The organism is Micromonospora sp. IBHARD003 (genome assembly GCF_056106285.1).
The window spans coordinates 5,423,685-5,440,380 of record NZ_JBWBBX010000001.1 but is presented as its reverse complement, the minus strand read 5'-3'; the positions used below and the strand labels follow the sequence as shown (position 1 = coordinate 5,440,380).

Sequence of the window (16,696 nt, the reverse complement as noted above, 5' to 3'; positions counted from 1 at the left end):
GTCCCGGCACCCGGAGACAGGTTCCGGTCGGACCGTCGGCAACGGCAGGTGAACCGGCCCGGACATGGTGGTCTGCTCTCTGCGCATGCTGTCCGCCTTCCCACGCGTTCTTCCGTGCACGGAATCCTTGCCAGGGGCAGCGGTGGAATCATGCTTCAGTCGCGATGTGGACTAAAGCTCACGGGCGGAAGGCGGCCGCCCACTCAGCCAGCCTGTCTTGCGCTGCTTGCCCGAACAGCGCGCGGTCCTCGTAGCCAGCGAATTCGTCGAGGTACATCCGGACGTCCCTCGGGTCGCGGAAGACCATCACTCCCGTTGTCGTCTCGACCGTCGCGAGCGCTTCGTCGTAGACGGTGAAGGTGTTCAACGGGCACCCCTGCAGACGGGTGCCCATGGGCAGAACGCCGAGGCGCACGTGGGGCAGTCGAGCGAGGGAAGCCAGCCGGTCGAGCTGTACGGCCATGGCGTCGGCGGAGACGAACGGGGAGCGTGCGGCCTGCTCGGTGACCAGGAAGGTGAACCGCTTCCGACGGTCGTACAGGACTTCCTGCCGCTCCAGCTTCTTCGCCACGGTCTTGCTGTGGTCGCCGGGGATGTGGGCGAGGCTGGCCCGGATGTACTCCGGAGTGGAGAGCAGGGCGGTGAGCATCGAGAGCAGGAAGAACCGGAAGTCGGTCGAGGCCGCTTCGAGTCCGGCCAGCTCCAGTTGCTTCTTGTCCAGGCCCTTCCGGCGCATCGAGCGTGCGTCCTGCCACTCCGTGGCTGCGATACGGGCCAGCGCGGAGACCTCCGCCACCAAGGCCGGCGGGGCGTCCAAGGCTCTGAGGATCCGCTCTACGTCCACCAGGCTCGGGCGCACCTTCCCGTTCTCGATACGGCTCACCTTGGACTGCGACATGTTGCAGCGCGCGGCAAGCCGGTCCCCGGAGAGACCGGCCTGTTTTCTCAGGTTGCGCAGCATCGCGGCGAGCTCTTGGGAGGACTGCCCCAACTGCTCGGGCTCGAACGTCACTCGGTCACGTACTCCAGGAACGGGACCGACTCCGCGATGGCGATGCGCTGGTATTCGAGGAACGGGGCCGGGTCGCCCTCGTACAGCTCGCGTTCGGTTTGTGTGCCATCCGCCTCGTATTTCATGAGGACGATCGTGGAGCGGTCGAACATCCAGAAGTCGTCGATGCCGGGCAGCGGGCTCTCGCGGTCCGTTACGTCGAGGATGCGGATGTCCTCGCCGACAGGGGCCTGGTGGCGGTAATACCGCTCGAACTCAAAGCGGAGGTAGTCCGAGAGTGGACGGGTCACGACGTGCACGCGGCCGATCGTGCCGCCCGTTTCCTTACGCTTGCGGATCAGAGCTGTCCAGTCGTCCTCGTACGGGCCGGGGAACCGCTCCCCTGCGAGGAACCTGGCAAGCTCATCGGCTTCCTGTGGCACCCGGTAGACGGGGCGCGTCTCCAGCCGCCACGCTTCCTTCTGGAAGTCCCGGAACTTCGCCTGCCACGCCTCACCAGCCAAGAGCACGGATGGCCTCCCTCAGCACGCTCTCCGGAATCTCGACCAGGCCCTCCCCTTGCGGAGGCGTGAAGCCGTCGAACACGTCGCCCTGCACGACGAACGTCCCCTTCTCGGTGCGGTACACGTTCGGGCAGTCGCCCTGTCCGCATTCCCCGTTCCCGTTGCCTGTCAGTCGGGTCAGCCCAGCACGTTCGGACATGCGCAACCCCCTGGTCTCCGGCTCCCTGCAGAGCCCTCTAGAAAGACCGTACGGACGTCATGCACGGCCGTCCATGCACTGTCGCGACTATGCACGTTCTTGCATAAAGACGGACGGCGAGAGGCCCACACAGGGGCGCCCCGCCATCCTGGACGCCCCCTCCTCGCAGCCACCCACGAGCACCAGAGGAACACCAGGTCAGGGCCAGTACGGGCAGCGTCAGCGGGTCAGCACCAAGTCAGCACACTCCCCGGAAAAGGCCGGAATCAAGCGGAGAAAACAGGAAGGGGCCAGACCTCGCGATCTGGCCCCTGACCTGGGGTTTCATGCTTCTGATCTGCGGTTCAACAGATCAGGGAATCAGGCGTCACACGTTGAAGCGGAACTCCACCACGTCCCCGTCCTGCATCACGTACTCCTTGCCCTCCATGCGCGCCTTGCCGCCCGCCCGGGCGTCGGCGACCGAGCCCGTGGCCACCAGGTCGGCGAAGGAGATGACCTCGGCCTTGATGAAGCCCTTCTGGAAGTCGGTGTGGATCACACCGGCCGCCTCCGGGGCCGTCGCGCCCTTCTTGATCGTCCAGGCACGGGACTCCTTCGGGCCCGCCGTGAGGTAGGTCTGGAGGCCGAGGGTGTCGAAGCCGACGCGGGCGAGGGTCGCCAGGCCGGGCTCCTCGGCGCCCACGGACTGGAGGAGCTCCATGGCGTCCTCCTCGTCCAGCTCGGCCAGGTCGGCCTCCAGCTTCGCGTTGAGGAAGATCGCCTCGGCGGGGGCGACCAGGGCGCGCTGCTCGTTCTTGAAGTGCTCGTCGACGAGCTCGTCCTCGTCCACGTTGAAGACGTAGAGGAACGGCTTGGTCGTCAGGAGGTGCAGATCGTGCAGGAGCTCCTCGTTGCCGGAGCCCTGGGCGATGCCCTGCGAGAACAGCGTGTCGCCCCTCTCCAGGATCTCCTTGGCCGCCTCGACGGCCGCGACCTTGGGAGCCACGTCCTTCTTGATGCGGGCTTCCTTCTGAAGGCGCGGCAGCACCTTCTCGATGGTCTGGAGGTCGGCGAGGATCAGCTCGGTGTTGATCGTCTCGATGTCGTCCTTGGGCGAGACCTTGCCGTCGACGTGCACGACGTTCTCGTCCTTGAAGGCCCGGATGACCTGGCAGATCGCGTCGGACTCGCGGATGTTCGCCAGGAACTTGTTGCCGAGGCCCTCGCCCTCGCTCGCGCCGCGGACGATGCCCGCGATGTCCACGAAGTCGACCGTCGCGGGCAGGACCCGCTGGGAGCTGAAGATCTCGGCCAGCTTGGTCAGCCGTGCGTCGGGGACACCGACCACGCCGACGTTGGGCTCGATGGTGGCGAACGGGTAGTTGGCCGCCAGCACGTCGTTCTTGGTCAGGGCGTTGAACAGGGTCGACTTGCCGACATTCGGCAGTCCGACGATTCCGATCGTGAGCGACACGTTGGCGACTTCCTGGGTGAGGACTGGCGGAGGGCCGGAGGCCCGGCCCCGGGTGGGCCGATCCACCAGTTTACGGGCGTGTCGCCGAGGGCGACGACGGGAACCGGCACATGCGGCAGGCACCTCGCGTACCCCTGGGGGACGGGTTTGCGTCGAACTCATGGCCAAGGTCACCCAAAGGGCGTGTCTTGTGGCGGAACACTCACGCAATGCGACCTACGTTTGATCCGTGGAACACAGGACAGGTCCCTCGCAGCAGCGGCCGCGGCCGCAGGCCCCTCTTTCCGGACAGGGCGCCCTCATCGAGGGCGCCTCGGTGTACCGGGTCACGGCCCGGCCCGGTCGGCCTGACCGGCCGGGCCGCACCGTCAGACCCGGCGGCCCGGGACAGCCCCGGCGGCCGGCCTCCCGGCCAGGGCGTCCGGTGCCGCCGCTGCTCCTCGCCCTGCGCAGACTGCCGAACCCCCGGCTGACCGGTCTCGGCGCCGGGCTGTTCGCCTCTGCCGTGATGCTGCTGCTCGGTTCGCTGGACGCGCTGCTGCTGAACGGTTCGGCGCTGGTGTACGGCCTGCTCTTCCTTCCGGTCAGCGCGGTGACCGCACTGTGGGTGCGGAAGGCCGACCTGGTCACCGCCCCGATCAGCGTGCCCATCGCGTTCACCGTCGGTGTCGTCCCGATCTCGGGCGGCACGGGCGGGTACGGCGGCCACATCATGGCGGTCGTGACGGCGCTGGCCGTCAACGCGGGCTGGCTCTACGGCGGCACGCTGATCGCGGGCGTGATCACGACCGTGCGGAAGGTCCGGCTGATGCGCAGCGCGGGGCGCCGTCCGGCGCCGAAGACGGCGGCCGGACGGCCGGTCCAGGTCCAGCGCGGCCGGCCACGGGGCCGTTCCTGACGGACCGCAGGTCCATGACCGGAGCAGCGGTCTCCCCCGGTGCGCTCGCGCCCGGGGCTCGGCGGAGCGGTCCCCCCGGTCCCCGGCGGCTCGAACCGCTGACCGACTACCGTCGCGCGGCCATCGCCGCCCCCACGATCCCCGCGTTGTTCTGCAGCTGCGCCGGGACGATCTCCGCCCGTACCCGCTTGATGAGCGGCACGAACTTGTCAGCCTTGCGGCTCACACCGCCGCCGATGATGAACAGTTCGGGCGAGAACAGCATCTCCAGATGCATCAGATACTTCTGGACGCGGTGCGCCCAGTGCTCCCAGCTCAGCTCCTCGTCGTCCTTGACCTTGGTCGACGCGTGCTTCTCCGCCTCGTGGCCGTTCAGCTCCAGATGCCCGAGCTCCGTGTTCGGCACGAGCCGGCCGTCGATGAAGAGCGCGCTGCCGATCCCGGTGCCGAACGTCAGCATCATCACCACGCCCTTGCGGCCGCTGCCGGCGCCGAAGGTCATCTCGGCGACCCCTGCCGCGTCGGCGTCGTTGAGGACGGTCACCGGAAGGTTCAGCCGCTCGCCCAGCAGCTTGCCGCCGTCCACGTCGATCCAGCTCTTGTCGACGTTTGCGGCCGTTCGGATGACCGAGCCGGTCACCACTCCCGGGAACGTGATCCCGACCGGGCCCGACCAGCCGAAGTGCTGCACCACCTCGGCGACACCGTCGGCCACGCCGTCGGGCGTGGCCGGGTGCGGTGTCAGCACCTTGTGACGCGGCTCCGCGAGGTCGCCGCGGTCCAGGTCCACGGGAGCGCCCTTGATTCCCGATCCGCCGATGTCCACTCCGAAGACATTCATGGACACAACGTTACGAGGAACCGCTGACGGTTACTTCTCGAGAAGCCCGGCCGCTTCGGAACGCAGATCGCGGCGGAGCTCCTTGGGCAGCGAGAAGGTGAGCGACTCGTCGGCCGTCTTGACGATCTCCACGTCCTCGTAGCCGCGCTGGGCGAGCCACTCCAGGACCTCCTCGACCAGGACCTCCGGCACCGAGGCGCCGGACGTGACGCCGACCGTGCCGACGCCCTCGAGCCAGGCCTCGTCGATCTCATGGGCGTAGTCCACGAGGTAGGAGGACTTGGCGCCGGCGGTCAGCGCGACCTCGACCAGACGCTTGGAGTTCGAGGAGTTGCGGGAGCCGACGACGATCACCAGGTCGGCCTGGGCGCTCATCTCCTTGACCGCGATCTGGCGGTTCTGCGTCGCGTAGCAGATGTCGTCGCTCGGCGGGGAGACCAGCAGCGGGAACTTGGTCTTCAGCTTGTCGACGGTCTCCATCGTCTCGTCGACGGAGAGTGTGGTCTGGGAGAGCCAGACGACCTTGGACGGGTCGCGGACCTCGACCTTCTGCACATCGTCGGGACCGTCGACCAGGGTGATGTGGTCGGGGGCCTCGCCGGTGGTGCCGATGACCTCCTCGTGGCCCTCGTGGCCGATCAGGAGGATGTCGAAGTCCTCGTTCGCGTACCGGACGGCCTCCTTGTGGACCTTGGTCACCAGGGGGCAGGTCGCGTCGATGGTCGCGAGCTTCCGCTCGGCGGCCTCCTCGTGGACGATCGGCGCGACACCGTGCGCCGAGAACATGACGATCGAGCCCTCGGGCACCTCCGCCGTGGTCTCGACGAAGATCGCGCCCTTCTTCTCCAGGGTCTGGACGACGTACTTGTTGTGGACGATCTCGTGGCGGACGTAGATCGGGGCGCCGTACTGCTCCAGGGCCTTCTCCACGGCGATCACGGCACGGTCCACGCCCGCGCAGTAGCCACGGGGAGCGGCGAGCAGGACGCGGCGGGCGTTCGATGCAGTCATGCCCCCATCGTAAGGGCGCCCCGAAGGGCCCAACGATCGCCCACAGGGCTGAGGGAGCGCGTACCCGCGATGTCCTCATATCGTCCGCCCGCATGCCATCTTCTCCCCTTCTTCTCCTCATCTGCGCTGTTCACCGAGCACGAGCCGCGTTCCGCCGAGGCCTGTCGGAGGGGGCCGATACGCTCGCGTACATGGGTCTCACTACGTCAGCCGAAGCTCCCGTGCCCGTCGGCGAGGTGTCGCGGCTCATCGGGGGGTGGATCGACCGGCTCGGCACGGTCTGGGTGGAGGGGCAGATCACCCAGCTGTCGCGCAGGCCTGGGGCTGGGGTCGTGTTCATGACCCTGCGCGATCCGTCGTACGACATCTCGGTGAGCGTCACGTGCTACCGCCAGATGTTCGACGCCGTCGCCGATGTCGTGTCCGAGGGCGCGAGGGTCGTCGTCCTCGCCAAGCCCGAGTGGTACGCCCCGCGTGGGCAGCTTTCGCTGCGCGTTTCCGAGATAAGGCCGGTCGGCATCGGGGAGCTGCTCGTACGGCTGGAGCGGCTGAAGCGGGCCCTGGGCGCCGAGGGGCTCTTCGCGCCGGAGCGCAAGAAGCCGCTGCCCTTTCTGCCACAGCTGGTCGGGCTGGTCTGCGGCCGGGCGTCGGCCGCGGAGCGGGACGTGCTGGAGAACGCACGGCGGCGCTGGCCCGCGGTGCGGTTCGAGGTGCGCAACGTGGCGGTCCAGGGGGTGCGCGCCGTGTCGCAGGTGGTCCAGGCGGTGAAGGAGCTGGACGCGCTCCCGGACGTGGACGTGATCATCGTGGCGCGTGGCGGCGGAAGCGTGGAGGACCTGCTGCCGTTCTCGGACGAACAGCTGGTCCGGGCGGTCGCGGACTGCCGCACGCCCGTCGTGTCGGCGATCGGGCACGAACCGGACTCGCCCCTGCTCGACCTCGTCGCCGATCTGCGGGCCTCGACGCCGACGGACGCGGCGAAGAAGGTCGTCCCGGACGTCGGCGAGGAGCTGGAGAGGGTGCGGGCGCTGCGGGACCGGGCTCGGCGGATGGTGCGGGGGCTTGTCGAGCGAGAGGAGCGAGGGCTCGCGCATGCCCTCGCCCGGCGGTCGATGGAGCATCCGCACCGACTGGTGGAGGAGCGCGAGCACGAGATCGACGCACTCGTCGCCAGGAGCCGGCGGGTGCTGCGGCATCTGCTGGACCGCGCCGACTCCGAGCTCGCCCACACCCGCGCCCGTGTCCTCGCCCTGTCACCGGCGGCGACCCTGGATCGGGGATACGCCGTACTGCAGCGCCCGGACGGCGCGGTCGTCAGGGCCCCCGACGAGGTCTCGGCGGGCGAGGACCTGCGTGCCAGGGTCGCGGAAGGCGAGTTCACGGTCACTGTCGGACCTCACGCATAGGGTGGAGCGCATGACGGCGAAGACGGACGAGAGCGCGGGCGACGGGGTGGACGCGGCGGGGGTTTCCGGGGCGGCGGCCACCGGCGGGTCCGGCGCCCCCTCGGGTGCGATCGGTTACGAGCAGGCTCGTGACGAGCTGATCGACGTCGTACGCCGGCTGGAGGCGGGCGGCACCACGCTTGAGGAGTCCCTGGCCTTGTGGGAGCGCGGCGAGGAGCTGGCGAAGGTGTGCCGCCGCTGGCTGGACGGCGCCCGGGCCCGGCTGGACGCGGCGATGGCGGAGCGGGAGCCGGGCGATCCGAGCCGCCCGGGCACGGGCGGGGCGATGACGGCGGACGACGCCGACGAGGACGATTCCGCCCTGTAGCGGCGGCGAGCCGCGCCTCACCCTGGGGCAGCAGCTGCGGTATCCGCGTCCGTTGAGGCGCCTGTCTCCAGTGGCTCCAGTGGCAGCCTGCACCGGCGCTGCCTGACGACGACTACGGCGCCCGGTGACCAGGGCCCAGGGCGCTTTCGGCGCGCCAGGCCGCGCCCTCAAGGGGCTTTTCGGCCTGACGGCCCGAGCACGGGTGCGCCCAGCACCACTGGTCGGCACCGTGCGGTCCGTGGACACAAACCCATGCCCGAAGACCCGCGGCATAGATCCGGCACAGATTTAGTTGAAAGTTGTGTGAGTCGGCTCACGAGACCGCGGATTTAGTTGAAGATTCACCTACATCGCTCGTACGGTGACTCTCACAGCTCGATCCCCCCTTGCTCAGCCGGAAGGTATTTCCACCATGTCCCTCGCTCTCGACGCCGCGGCCCAGGACCTCCTGTTCCGCGAGGCCCGCACCGCCAGCGCGTTCACCGACGAACCGGTGACGGAGGAGCAGGTGCAGGCCATCTACGACCTGGTGAAGTTCGGCCCGACGGCCTTCAACCAGTCCCCGCTGCGCATCGTCCTGGTCCGCTCCGCCGAGGCCCGCGAGCGTCTGGTGTCGCACATGGCCGAGGGCAATCAGGCCAAGACCGCCGCGGCGCCGCTGGTGGCGATCCTCGCCGCCGACAACGAGTTCCACGAGGAGCTTCCCGGGCTGCTCCCGCACTTCCCGCAGGCCAAGGACATGTTCTTCACCGCGCGTCCGGTGCGAGAGCGGTCCGCCCTGCTGAACGCCGCGCTGCAGGCCGCGTACTTCATCGTGGGCGTCCGTGCCGCCGGCCTGGCCGCGGGCCCGATGACCGGCGTGGACTTCGCGGGAGTGCAGAAGGAGTTCCTGGACGACGACCACACCCCGCTGATGGTCGTCAACATCGGCAAGCCGGCCGAGAACGCCTGGTTCCCCCGTTCCCCGCGGCTCTCCTACGACGAGGTCGTCCAGACCGTCTGACCCTACGGCGGAGGCACCCGGACACCTCCGCGCATACGGCGAGGCCGCCGCAGCCCTGAACGGGCGCGGCGGCCTCGCCGTATGTGCGTGCGTGAACGTGTGTGCCTGCGGTTCGACCGTCGGCTGCCGGACGGATGACGCCGGACGGCAGGTCCGCGGCAGCCGTCCCGGCCGCGGGTCAGGACTTCTTCGACTCCAGCGCCGCCGCCATCTGGGCAAGCCGTTCGAAGGACGCGGTACCCGTGACGACCGTCGTCGAGCCGTTCTCATCCCCGGGCCGCACGAGCGCGTCGTACTTCGGCCCCTCCCAGCGCTCCCAGGCCGCACCGCCCACCTGCTGCGTGTGCTCGGTCTTGCGCGCCTGCTGCGTGACGCGCGGGATGTACTTCCCGGCCGGTGCGGTGGACTGCTCGACCGCGACGTACTGGCCGTCGGGAGCGAGGAAACCGAGGTGCCATGCGTCGTCGCTGTCGCGCTTGTACGAGACCGACGTCGGCTTCCAGCCGTCGGGCAGACCCATCGGGGCGGCCACCGGATACGGCGCCGCCCGGCGTGCCGTCAGCAGCTCGACGCGGTAGTCGACCGCCTTGACCGGATCCCCACTGTCGTCGTGCGGCACGAAGAGATAGACCACGAAAGCGGCGGCCAGAACCACCGCCAACGACTGGATCATTCCGCGTACCGTCTGCTTGCCTCGCATACCTGCCACCGCACTATGGTCGCATCAAGGCTGTCCGCTCAAACGTGGGCCCCACTGCTCATTTTGTCGACGTACCGATAGAGTCGCATCACCCTCTTCTTTCCGGCCGTCGTCGTACAGGAAGGTGCGCTCCGATGACCGAGCACAATCTCCCGTCCCAGCTTGAGGTCTCGCCCGAGGCCCCCGACCGCAACCTCGCCCTGGAGCTCGTCCGGGTCACCGAAGCCGCCGCCATGGCCGCCGGCCGCTGGGTCGGCCGCGGCGACAAGAACGGCGCCGACGGCGCGGCCGTGAAGGCCATGCGGACCCTGGTGCACACGGTGTCCATGAACGGGATCGTCGTGATCGGGGAGGGCGAGAAGGACGAAGCCCCGATGCTCTTCAACGGAGAGCGCATCGGCGACGGGACCGGCGCGGAGTGCGACATCGCCGTCGACCCGATCGACGGGACGACCCTCGCCGCCAAGGGCATGCCCAACGCCATCGCGGTCCTCGCGGCCGCGGACCGGGGCACCATGTTCGACCCGTCCGCCGTCTTCTACATGGACAAGCTGGTCACAGGCCCCGAGGCCGCCGACTTCGTGGACATCAACGCCCCGGTCGCGGTGAACATCCGCCGGGTCGCCAAGGCGAAGAACTCCTCCCCCGAGGACGTCACCGTCGTCATCCTGGACCGGCCCCGCCACGAGGGCATCGTGAAGGAGATCCGGGAGACCGGCGCGCGGATCAAGTTCATCTCGGACGGCGATGTCGCGGGCGCGATCATGGCCGTACGCGACGGCACCGGCGTCGACATGCTGATGGGCATCGGCGGCACGCCGGAGGGCATCATCGCCGCCTGCGCCATCAGGTGCCTCGGCGGCACGATCCAGGGCAAGCTCTGGCCCAAGGACGAGGAGGAGCGCCAGCGGGCCCTCGACGCGGGCCACGACCTCGACCGCGTACTGTTCACCAACGACCTGGTCAGCGGTGACAACGTGTTCTTCGTCGCGACCGGCATCACCGACGGCGAGCTGCTGCGCGGGGTGCGCTACCGGGCGGAGACCGCGACCACGCAGTCCCTGGTGATGCGCTCCAAGTCGGGCACCATCCGCCAGATCGACTCCACGCACCGGCTGTCGAAGCTGCGCGCGTACAGCGCCATCGACTTCGACCGCGCCAAGTAGGTCCTGTCCGGGCGATCTTCCTGGGCTCTCCTCGAAGATCGCCCGGCCTCGACCTGGGTCCTGTCCGGGGCCGTGACGGCCCCGGACGGGCAACGGAAAGGGGCGTCCCCATGTGCGGTGGGGGCGCCCCTTCTCGTACGTGTGCGGGAGAACTTCCCGTACGTATGCGGGACACGCGCGCGTCCGCGCCCTGCGTCGACGTCAGCGGCCGATCAGCCGGGCGACCGGCTCAGGCGACCGGCTCAGGCGACCGATGACGCGGGCTTCTTCAGCTCGGTCTCGCGGCGCCTGCGGCGGGCCAGCACGACTCGGCGCTCGGCAGCGGTGAGTCCGCCCCACACCCCGTAGGGCTCGGGCTGCAGCAGGGCGTGCTCGCGGCACTCGACCATCACCGGGCAGCGCCCGCAGACGCGCTTGGCCGCATCCTCCCGGGACAACCGTGCGGCCGTCGGCTCCTTGGACGGGGCGAAGAACAGCCCGGCTTCGTCCCGGCGACACACCGCCTCCGTGTGCCAGGGCGCGTCCTGATCTTCCCGAGCAGAGGTGCGCTGGGGCGGAACGGCGGCTACCTGCAGGGGCTGATGCGGCAGTTGCAGCACGGTCTACTCCTGACGACGGCTGTGACGGCTTCGCGAGCGGGAGACGATGCAGCAAGGCCTACCCGCTGTACGCGCGCCTATGCACTGAGTGGCACAGAGTTCCGGACACCGGGTTGCGCACCGCCTCCGGAAGCCGCCGCCAGGGCGCCGTCAGCTGTCCAGGCGCCCCCGCAGCCGGTCACGGAGATCGGCGACGCGCTTGCCGCGCTTCGCCTTGGCCTCGACGTTGCCGAAGACCGAGTACCCGTTGACGACGACCACCGGGGCCTGCGGGTCCGCCGCCTCCAGCGTGACCACGTCGAAGTTGCCGAAGACGCCGGTGCCGCCGCCGCGCAGCGAGATGTTCTCCGGGACGCGCACCTCGACGTTGCCGAAGATCGATGTCGCGTTGATGACCGTGAGCCGCTGCCCGAACATCGCCTCGGTCAGATCGATTTCGACGTTCCCGAAGAGGGAGAAGGCGTTCGTCCTCGCACCCACGCGCCACCGGCCCTTACGGGTGGAGCTGGAGAAGACGGCGATCAGGTTCTCGGTGGGGCCGGCGGACGCCTGCGCGTCGCTGTCGTACACCGCAGACTCGGAGCGTCGCCCCGCTGTGGGCAGGTCCCGCACGATCGGCTCGAGTTCACCGAGAGTCTTCGCCCGGTAGACCGCGTCGATCCGGTCGGCGTGCTCGTCGGGGTCGAGCCGTCCCTCGGCCAGGGCGTCGCGGAGGATGTCCGCGATGCGGTCGCGGTCGGCGTCGGAAGCCCGGATGGCGCCTGCCGGATCGGCGGTCTCGGCGGGGACGGCCGACCGCGGTGACTGACCGGGGCCGGAGGCCGCTGATGCATGCTTCTCGAGGTCCACACCCCAAGCCTAGCGAGACGCGATAGATCGCGACTAGGTCCTGTTGTTGGATCAGGCCGGATCGGATCCGATCAGGCCAGGATGGGCAGGGGTGAACAAGGACGAATGTGACGAGTCCGGGCAACAGTGGCGGGGCGGGCAGCGGGGCGCGGCGCTCCGGCACCGACTGAGCCTTACCTCACAAGCCCGGACGGCGACCGGCGTCTTACGCTTGTGGGCGCGCTGCCAAGGGATGCCAGCCGCCGTCTGCCGAGTGAGGAATGGCCGTACATGCCAGAGTTCGAGTACTCCGATCTGCTCCCGCTGGGAGAGGACACCACGCCCTACCGCCTGGTGACCGCCGAGGGTGTCTCCGCCTTCGAGGCCGACGGGCGTACCTTCCTCAAGGTCGAGCCGGAGGCGCTGCGCAAGCTGGCGGCAGAGGCCGTCCACGACATCCAGCACTACCTCCGCCCCGCGCACCTCGCCCAGCTGCGCAAGATCATCGATGACCCGGAGGCGTCGTCGAACGACAAGTTCGTCGCGCTGGACCTGCTCAAGAACGCGAACATCGCGGCCGCGGGCGTGCTGCCCATGTGCCAGGACACCGGCACGGCGATCGTCATGGGCAAGCGCGGGCAGAACGTGCTGACCGAGGGCGGTGACGAGGAGGCCCTGAGCCGGGGCATCTTCGACGCGTACACCAAGCTCAACCTGCGCTACTCGCAGATGGCCCCGCTGACCATGTGGGAGGAGAAGAACACCGGCTCGAACCTGCCCGCGCAGATCGAGCTGTACGCGACCGACGGCGGCGCCTACAAGTTCCTCTTCATGGCCAAGGGCGGCGGCTCCGCCAACAAGTCGTTCCTCTACCAGGAGACCAAGGCGGTCCTGAACGAGGCCTCCATGATGAAGTTCCTGGAGGAGAAGATCCGCTCGCTGGGCACGGCCGCGTGCCCGCCGTACCACCTCGCGATCGTCGTCGGCGGTACGTCGGCCGAGTTCGCCCTCAAGACCGCGAAGTACGCCTCCGCGCACTATCTGGACGAGCTGCCCGAGGAGGGCTCGGTCCTCGGCCACGGCTTCCGCGACAAGGACCTGGAGGAGAAGGTCTTCGAGCTGACACAGAAGATCGGCATCGGCGCGCAGTTCGGCGGCAAGTACTTCTGCCACGACGTGCGCGTGGTGCGGCTGCCGCGACACGGGGCGTCCTGCCCGGTCGCGATCGCCGTCTCCTGCTCGGCCGACCGCCAGGCCGTCGCGAAGATCACGGCCGAGGGCGTCTTCCTGGAGCAGCTGGAGACGGACCCGGCACGCTTCCTGCCGGAGACGACCGACGAGCACCTCGGCGACTCCTCCGCGGCGAACGACGTCGTCAAGATCGACCTGAACCAGCCGATGGACGAGATCCTCGCCGAGCTGACCAAGTACCCGGTCAAGACCCGGCTGTCGTTGACCGGCCCGCTGGTCGTGGCCCGCGACATCGCCCACGCCAAGATCAAGGAACGCCTCGACGCCGGCGAGGACATGCCGCAGTACCTCAAGGACCACCCGGTCTACTACGCGGGCCCGGCCAAGACGCCCGAGGGTTACGCGTCCGGCTCCTTCGGCCCGACGACGGCCGGACGCATGGACTCGTACGTCGAGCAGTTCCAGGCCGCGGGCGGCTCCAAGGTCATGCTGGCCAAGGGCAACCGCAGCAAGCAGGTCACGGACGCCTGCAACGCGCACGGCGGCTTCTACCTGGGCTCGATCGGCGGCCCCGCGGCCCGTCTCGCCCAGGACTGCATCAAGAAGGTCGAGGTCGTCGAGTACGAGGAACTCGGCATGGAGGCGGTCTGGAAGATCGAGGTCGAGGACTTCCCCGCGTTCATCGTGGTGGACGACAAGGGCAGCGACTTCTTCCAGGACCCGGCGCCCGCGCCGACGTTCACCAGCATCCCGGTGCGCGGTCCCGGTCTCGCATAGGTCGTCGCCCGTCGTACGGGCCGCGCAGGCCGTGCCGGGCTTCAGGCCAGGTGCGCCGAAGTCGCCCGAAGGGCCCCGCCGCAGCACAGCGGCGGGGCCCTTCGCCGTCCCACCGCGCGGCGTTCCCGTGCCTCTCGCGGTGCCCCGGGGCGCCGCGGGCTCGCGTCGCTTCCACCCGGCCGGTCGTTTCTACCGCCCGGTAGAGACCGGGGAATAGAAGGATCACGACACGTGCTCACCGGTTCAGGAGGTTCGCGATGTCGCAGATGGGCGAGACGCCAGAGGTTCAGCCGATGCCAGAGGCCGGGGCCGGGGCCGGGGCCGCGGCCGAGTTCGGGTCCGGGTCCGGTTCCGGTTCCGGCGGTGACAAGGCCGGGGGCGGGGAGGCCGCGCACGGCGGCGAGGCGGGCGGCTACCGGATCGAGCACGACTCCATGGGCGAGGTGAAGGTGCCCGCGCACGCCAAGTGGCGGGCCCAGACCCAGCGGGCCGTGGAGAACTTCCCGGTCTCGGGGCAACGGCTGGAGCGCGCCCACATCGAGGCTCTCGCGCGGATCAAGGCAGCCGCCGCCAAGGTCAACGCGGAGCTCGGGGTCCTCGACGAGGACATCGCGCGGGCGATCCAGGACGCGGCGGCGGAGGTCACCGAGGGGCGCTGGGACGAGCACTTCCCGGTCGACGTCTTCCAGACGGGCTCGGGCACCTCGTCCAACATGAACACCAACGAGGTCCTGGCGACGCTGGCCGGTGAGCGCCTCGGCCGCCCGGTCCACCCGAACGACCACGTCAACGCCTCGCAGTCGTCGAACGACGTCTTTCCCTCCTCCATCCACATCGCCGCCACCGCCGCGGTGACCCGGGACCTGATCCCGGCACTTGAGCATCTCGCCGCCGCGCTGGCCCGCAAGGGGGCCGAGTTCGCGGGGGTCGTGAAGTCCGGGCGTACCCATCTGATGGATGCGACGCCCGTCACCCTCGGTCAGGAGTTCGGGGGGTACGCCGCCCAGATCCGCTACGGCACCGAGCGTCTGCGGGCCTCACTGCCGAGGCTCGCCGAACTGCCGCTCGGCGGGACGGCGGTGGGCACCGGCATCAACACCCCGCCCGGATTCTCCGCGGCGGTCATCGCCGAGGTCGCGCGGGCGACAGGGCTACCGCTGACCGAGGCCCGCGACCACTTCGAGGCGCAGGGGGCACGGGACGGCCTCGTGGAGACCTCGGGACAACTGCGTACGATCGCCGTCTCGCTCACCAAGATCGCCAACGATCTGCGCTGGATGGCGAGCGGCCCGCGCACCGGACTCGCCGAGATCGCCCTTCCCGATCTGCAGCCGGGGTCCTCGATCATGCCGGGCAAGGTCAACCCGGTGATCCCCGAGGCCGTGCTGATGGTGGCGGCCCAGGTGATGGGCAACGACACGACCGTCGCCGTGGCCGGAGCCGCGGGGAACTTCGAGCTCAACGTCATGCTGCCGGTGATCGCCAGGAATCTGCTGGAGTCCGTGCGGCTGCTCGCGGCCGCCTCACGGCTGCTGGCCGACCGGACCGTCGACGGGATCACCGCCAACGAGGAGCGGGCCCGGGAGTACGCCGAGTCCTCCCCTTCCGTGGTGACCCCGCTGAACCGGTACATCGGTTACGAGGAGGCGGCGAAGGTCGCCAAGAAGTCCCTCGCCGAGCGGAAGACGATCCGTCAGGTGGTGCTCGAGTCCGGGTATGTGGAGCGTGGCGATCTGACGCTCGAGCAACTGGACGAGGCTCTGGACGTGTTGCGGATGACGCGTCCGTGACGGCATCCGCGACGGGTGCAAGGCCGTGACCTGCACCGCAGCGCGTACTGCGCCGTAGCCCTAAGATCTGCGCATGACAGGATCGGCAGGCTTTCGGCACTGGGCACCAGGGGACCACATCCTCTGGCGCTACCGCGGCAACGCCTCCGGCGACGTCCACATCTGCCGTCCCGTGACCGTGGTCGAGGACACCGACGACCTGCTGGCCGTGTGGATGGCGCCGGGTACGGAGTGCGTACGGCCCGTGCTCAGCGACGGCACACCGGTGCACCAGGAGCCCCTCGCCACCCGCTACACCGCTCCTCGTACCACGGCCCGTTCGCGCTGGTTCGGCACAGGTGTGCTGAAGCTCGCACGGCCGCACGAGCCCTGGTCGGTCTGGCTGTTCTGGGAGCCGGGATGGCGGTTCAAGAACTGGTACGTGAACCTCGAGGAACCGCGCACCCGATGGACCCGCGGGGTCGACTCCGAGGACCACTTCCTCGACATCGCGGTGCACCCCGACCGCAGCTGGCGCTGGCTGGACGAGGACGAGTTCGCCCAGGCGCAGCAGGCCGGGCTGATGGACGCCCGGCAGGCGAGGCGGGTGCGGGCCGCCGGGCGGTCGGCCGTCGAGCTGATCCGGGCCTGGGGAGCGCCTTTCTCGGACGGCTGGGAGGACTGGCGGCCCGATCCCGGGTGGCCCGTCCCCGAGCTGCCCGCCGACTGGAATCACACCCCGGCGCGCAGGTCGGCATGACGACGTCGTGAGACCCTTGATGCGCCCCCGGGGTTCAAACGTAGGATCGTCCTCCGCAAGGCCGCATCGCCCGCAACGACCGAGCACCGCACAGGAACTGACCGCAAGTCATCACGAGGGGGAGCAAACCGTGCTTGATGTGCGCCCGGATCTCCCTGATTGTGTCGAGGCCCCGCCCGGATTGGGTATGGGTTGTATCGACAGCCCGAG

The 16,696-nt window shown here is 69.3% G+C and carries 16 protein-coding genes and 1 pseudogene; 8 read left to right on the top strand and 9 right to left on the bottom strand.

Annotation, left to right across the window (positions count from 1 at the left end; genetic code table 11):
- Window positions 1–178: 178 nt before the first annotated feature.
- The 4 genes from ACTWOL_RS24220 to ychF all read right to left on the bottom strand — a co-directional run bounded on the left by ACTWOL_RS24220 (window position 179) and on the right by ychF (window position 3,170).
- Window positions 179–1,012 carry a helix-turn-helix domain-containing protein gene (locus ACTWOL_RS24220; RefSeq protein WP_474298875.1) on the bottom strand — a complete coding sequence of 278 codons (834 nt, stop codon included), beginning with the start codon at window positions 1,010–1,012 and terminating at the stop codon, window positions 179–181.
- On the bottom strand, window positions 1,009–1,521 hold the full coding sequence (locus ACTWOL_RS24215; protein WP_474298874.1) for a DUF6879 family protein: 513 nt from the start codon (window positions 1,519–1,521) through the stop codon (window positions 1,009–1,011). The genes ACTWOL_RS24220 and ACTWOL_RS24215 overlap by 4 nt, the downstream gene beginning before the upstream one ends.
- Window positions 1,505–1,714, bottom strand: coding sequence for a hypothetical protein (locus ACTWOL_RS24210; RefSeq protein WP_474298873.1), 210 nt, complete (start codon window positions 1,712–1,714; stop codon window positions 1,505–1,507). The genes ACTWOL_RS24215 and ACTWOL_RS24210 overlap by 17 nt, the downstream gene beginning before the upstream one ends.
- Window positions 1,715–2,081: 367 nt before the next feature.
- Entirely contained in the window at window positions 2,082–3,170 is a 1,089-nt protein-coding gene (ychF, locus tag ACTWOL_RS24205; protein ID WP_474298872.1) for a redox-regulated ATPase YchF, read from the bottom strand.
- A gap of 229 nt (window positions 3,171–3,399) precedes the next feature.
- Between ychF and ACTWOL_RS24200 the strand changes: the two genes are divergently transcribed.
- The gene (locus tag ACTWOL_RS24200; RefSeq protein WP_474298871.1) at window positions 3,400–4,068 is read left to right on the top strand and encodes a DUF6542 domain-containing protein; all 669 of its coding nucleotides are present in this window, start codon (window positions 3,400–3,402) and stop codon (window positions 4,066–4,068) included.
- Between the two features lie 106 nt (window positions 4,069–4,174).
- Here ACTWOL_RS24200 and ppgK read toward each other — a convergent pair whose 3' ends face one another.
- Both ppgK and ACTWOL_RS24190 read right to left on the bottom strand, forming a co-directional pair.
- Complete coding sequence (gene ppgK / locus ACTWOL_RS24195) at window positions 4,175–4,909, bottom strand: polyphosphate--glucose phosphotransferase (protein ID WP_474298870.1); 735 nt, start codon at window positions 4,907–4,909, stop codon at window positions 4,175–4,177.
- A 30-nt stretch (window positions 4,910–4,939) separates the two neighbouring features.
- On the bottom strand, window positions 4,940–5,920 hold the full coding sequence (locus tag ACTWOL_RS24190) for a 4-hydroxy-3-methylbut-2-enyl diphosphate reductase (RefSeq protein WP_474298869.1): 981 nt from the start codon (window positions 5,918–5,920) through the stop codon (window positions 4,940–4,942).
- Window positions 5,921–6,111: 191 nt separating this feature from the next.
- Here ACTWOL_RS24190 and xseA point away from each other — a divergent pair, with 191 nt between their 5' ends.
- From xseA to ACTWOL_RS24175, 3 genes and pseudogenes are all read left to right on the top strand, one after another.
- The gene (xseA, locus tag ACTWOL_RS24185; protein ID WP_474298868.1) at window positions 6,112–7,326 is read left to right on the top strand and encodes an exodeoxyribonuclease VII large subunit; all 1,215 of its coding nucleotides are present in this window, start codon (window positions 6,112–6,114) and stop codon (window positions 7,324–7,326) included.
- Between the two features lie 109 nt (window positions 7,327–7,435).
- Window positions 7,436–7,624 (top strand): annotated as a pseudogene (locus ACTWOL_RS24180) (exodeoxyribonuclease VII small subunit); the annotation flags it as partial.
- Window positions 7,625–8,105: 481 nt separating this feature from the next.
- Window positions 8,106–8,696: a malonic semialdehyde reductase gene (locus ACTWOL_RS24175; RefSeq protein ID WP_474298867.1), complete on the top strand. Its 591-nt coding sequence runs from the start codon at window positions 8,106–8,108 to the stop codon at window positions 8,694–8,696.
- A gap of 178 nt (window positions 8,697–8,874) precedes the next feature.
- Here the strand turns inward: ACTWOL_RS24175 and ACTWOL_RS24170 are convergent, their stop codons facing one another.
- Complete coding sequence (locus ACTWOL_RS24170) at window positions 8,875–9,396, bottom strand: DUF4245 domain-containing protein (protein WP_474301246.1); 522 nt, start codon at window positions 9,394–9,396, stop codon at window positions 8,875–8,877.
- A 134-nt stretch (window positions 9,397–9,530) separates the two neighbouring features.
- Here ACTWOL_RS24170 and glpX point away from each other — a divergent pair, with 134 nt between their 5' ends.
- Window positions 9,531–10,562, top strand: coding sequence for a class II fructose-bisphosphatase (glpX, locus tag ACTWOL_RS24165; RefSeq protein WP_474298866.1), 1,032 nt, complete (start codon window positions 9,531–9,533; stop codon window positions 10,560–10,562).
- A gap of 242 nt (window positions 10,563–10,804) precedes the next feature.
- On the opposite strand, the gene ACTWOL_RS24160 is transcribed toward glpX, so the two are convergent.
- Window positions 10,805–11,161 (bottom strand): WhiB family transcriptional regulator, encoded by a 357-nt coding sequence (locus tag ACTWOL_RS24160; RefSeq protein ID WP_474298865.1) that lies wholly within the window; start codon window positions 11,159–11,161, stop codon window positions 10,805–10,807.
- A 150-nt stretch (window positions 11,162–11,311) separates the two neighbouring features.
- A complete protein-coding gene (locus tag ACTWOL_RS24155) occupies window positions 11,312–12,010 on the bottom strand; it encodes a DUF1707 SHOCT-like domain-containing protein (RefSeq protein ID WP_474298864.1) in 699 nt (232 codons plus the stop codon).
- Window positions 12,011–12,280: 270 nt separating this feature from the next.
- Between ACTWOL_RS24155 and ACTWOL_RS24150 the strand changes: the two genes are divergently transcribed.
- The 3 genes from ACTWOL_RS24150 to fomD all read left to right on the top strand — a co-directional run bounded on the left by ACTWOL_RS24150 (window position 12,281) and on the right by fomD (window position 16,486).
- Window positions 12,281–13,957: a fumarate hydratase gene (locus ACTWOL_RS24150; RefSeq protein WP_474298863.1), complete on the top strand. Its 1,677-nt coding sequence runs from the start codon at window positions 12,281–12,283 to the stop codon at window positions 13,955–13,957.
- Between the two features lie 293 nt (window positions 13,958–14,250).
- Window positions 14,251–15,747 carry a class II fumarate hydratase gene (locus ACTWOL_RS24145; RefSeq protein ID WP_474298862.1) on the top strand — a complete coding sequence of 499 codons (1,497 nt, stop codon included), beginning with the start codon at window positions 14,251–14,253 and terminating at the stop codon, window positions 15,745–15,747.
- Between the two features lie 73 nt (window positions 15,748–15,820).
- A complete protein-coding gene (gene fomD / locus ACTWOL_RS24140) occupies window positions 15,821–16,486 on the top strand; it encodes a cytidylyl-2-hydroxypropylphosphonate hydrolase (RefSeq protein WP_474298861.1) in 666 nt (221 codons plus the stop codon).
- The last annotated feature ends 210 nt before the right edge of the window (window positions 16,487–16,696 follow it).

Coding starts and splice junctions, on each gene's coding strand:
- glpX (WP_474298866.1), top strand. CDS start 9,531: ATGACCGAGCACAATCTCCCGTCCCAGCTTGAGGTCTCGCCCGAGGCC.
- ACTWOL_RS24150 (WP_474298863.1), top strand. CDS start 12,281: ATGCCAGAGTTCGAGTACTCCGATCTGCTCCCGCTGGGAGAGGACACC.
- xseA (WP_474298868.1), top strand. CDS start 6,112: ATGGGTCTCACTACGTCAGCCGAAGCTCCCGTGCCCGTCGGCGAGGTG.
- ACTWOL_RS24145 (WP_474298862.1), top strand. CDS start 14,251: ATGCCAGAGGCCGGGGCCGGGGCCGGGGCCGCGGCCGAGTTCGGGTCC.
- fomD (WP_474298861.1), top strand. CDS start 15,821: ATGACAGGATCGGCAGGCTTTCGGCACTGGGCACCAGGGGACCACATC.
- ACTWOL_RS24170 (WP_474301246.1), bottom strand. CDS start 9,396: ATGCGAGGCAAGCAGACGGTACGCGGAATGATCCAGTCGTTGGCGGTG.
- ACTWOL_RS24190 (WP_474298869.1), bottom strand. CDS start 5,920: ATGACTGCATCGAACGCCCGCCGCGTCCTGCTCGCCGCTCCCCGTGGC.
- ACTWOL_RS24175 (WP_474298867.1), top strand. CDS start 8,106: ATGTCCCTCGCTCTCGACGCCGCGGCCCAGGACCTCCTGTTCCGCGAG.
- ppgK (WP_474298870.1), bottom strand. CDS start 4,909: ATGAATGTCTTCGGAGTGGACATCGGCGGATCGGGAATCAAGGGCGCT.
- ACTWOL_RS24210 (WP_474298873.1), bottom strand. CDS start 1,714: ATGTCCGAACGTGCTGGGCTGACCCGACTGACAGGCAACGGGAACGGG.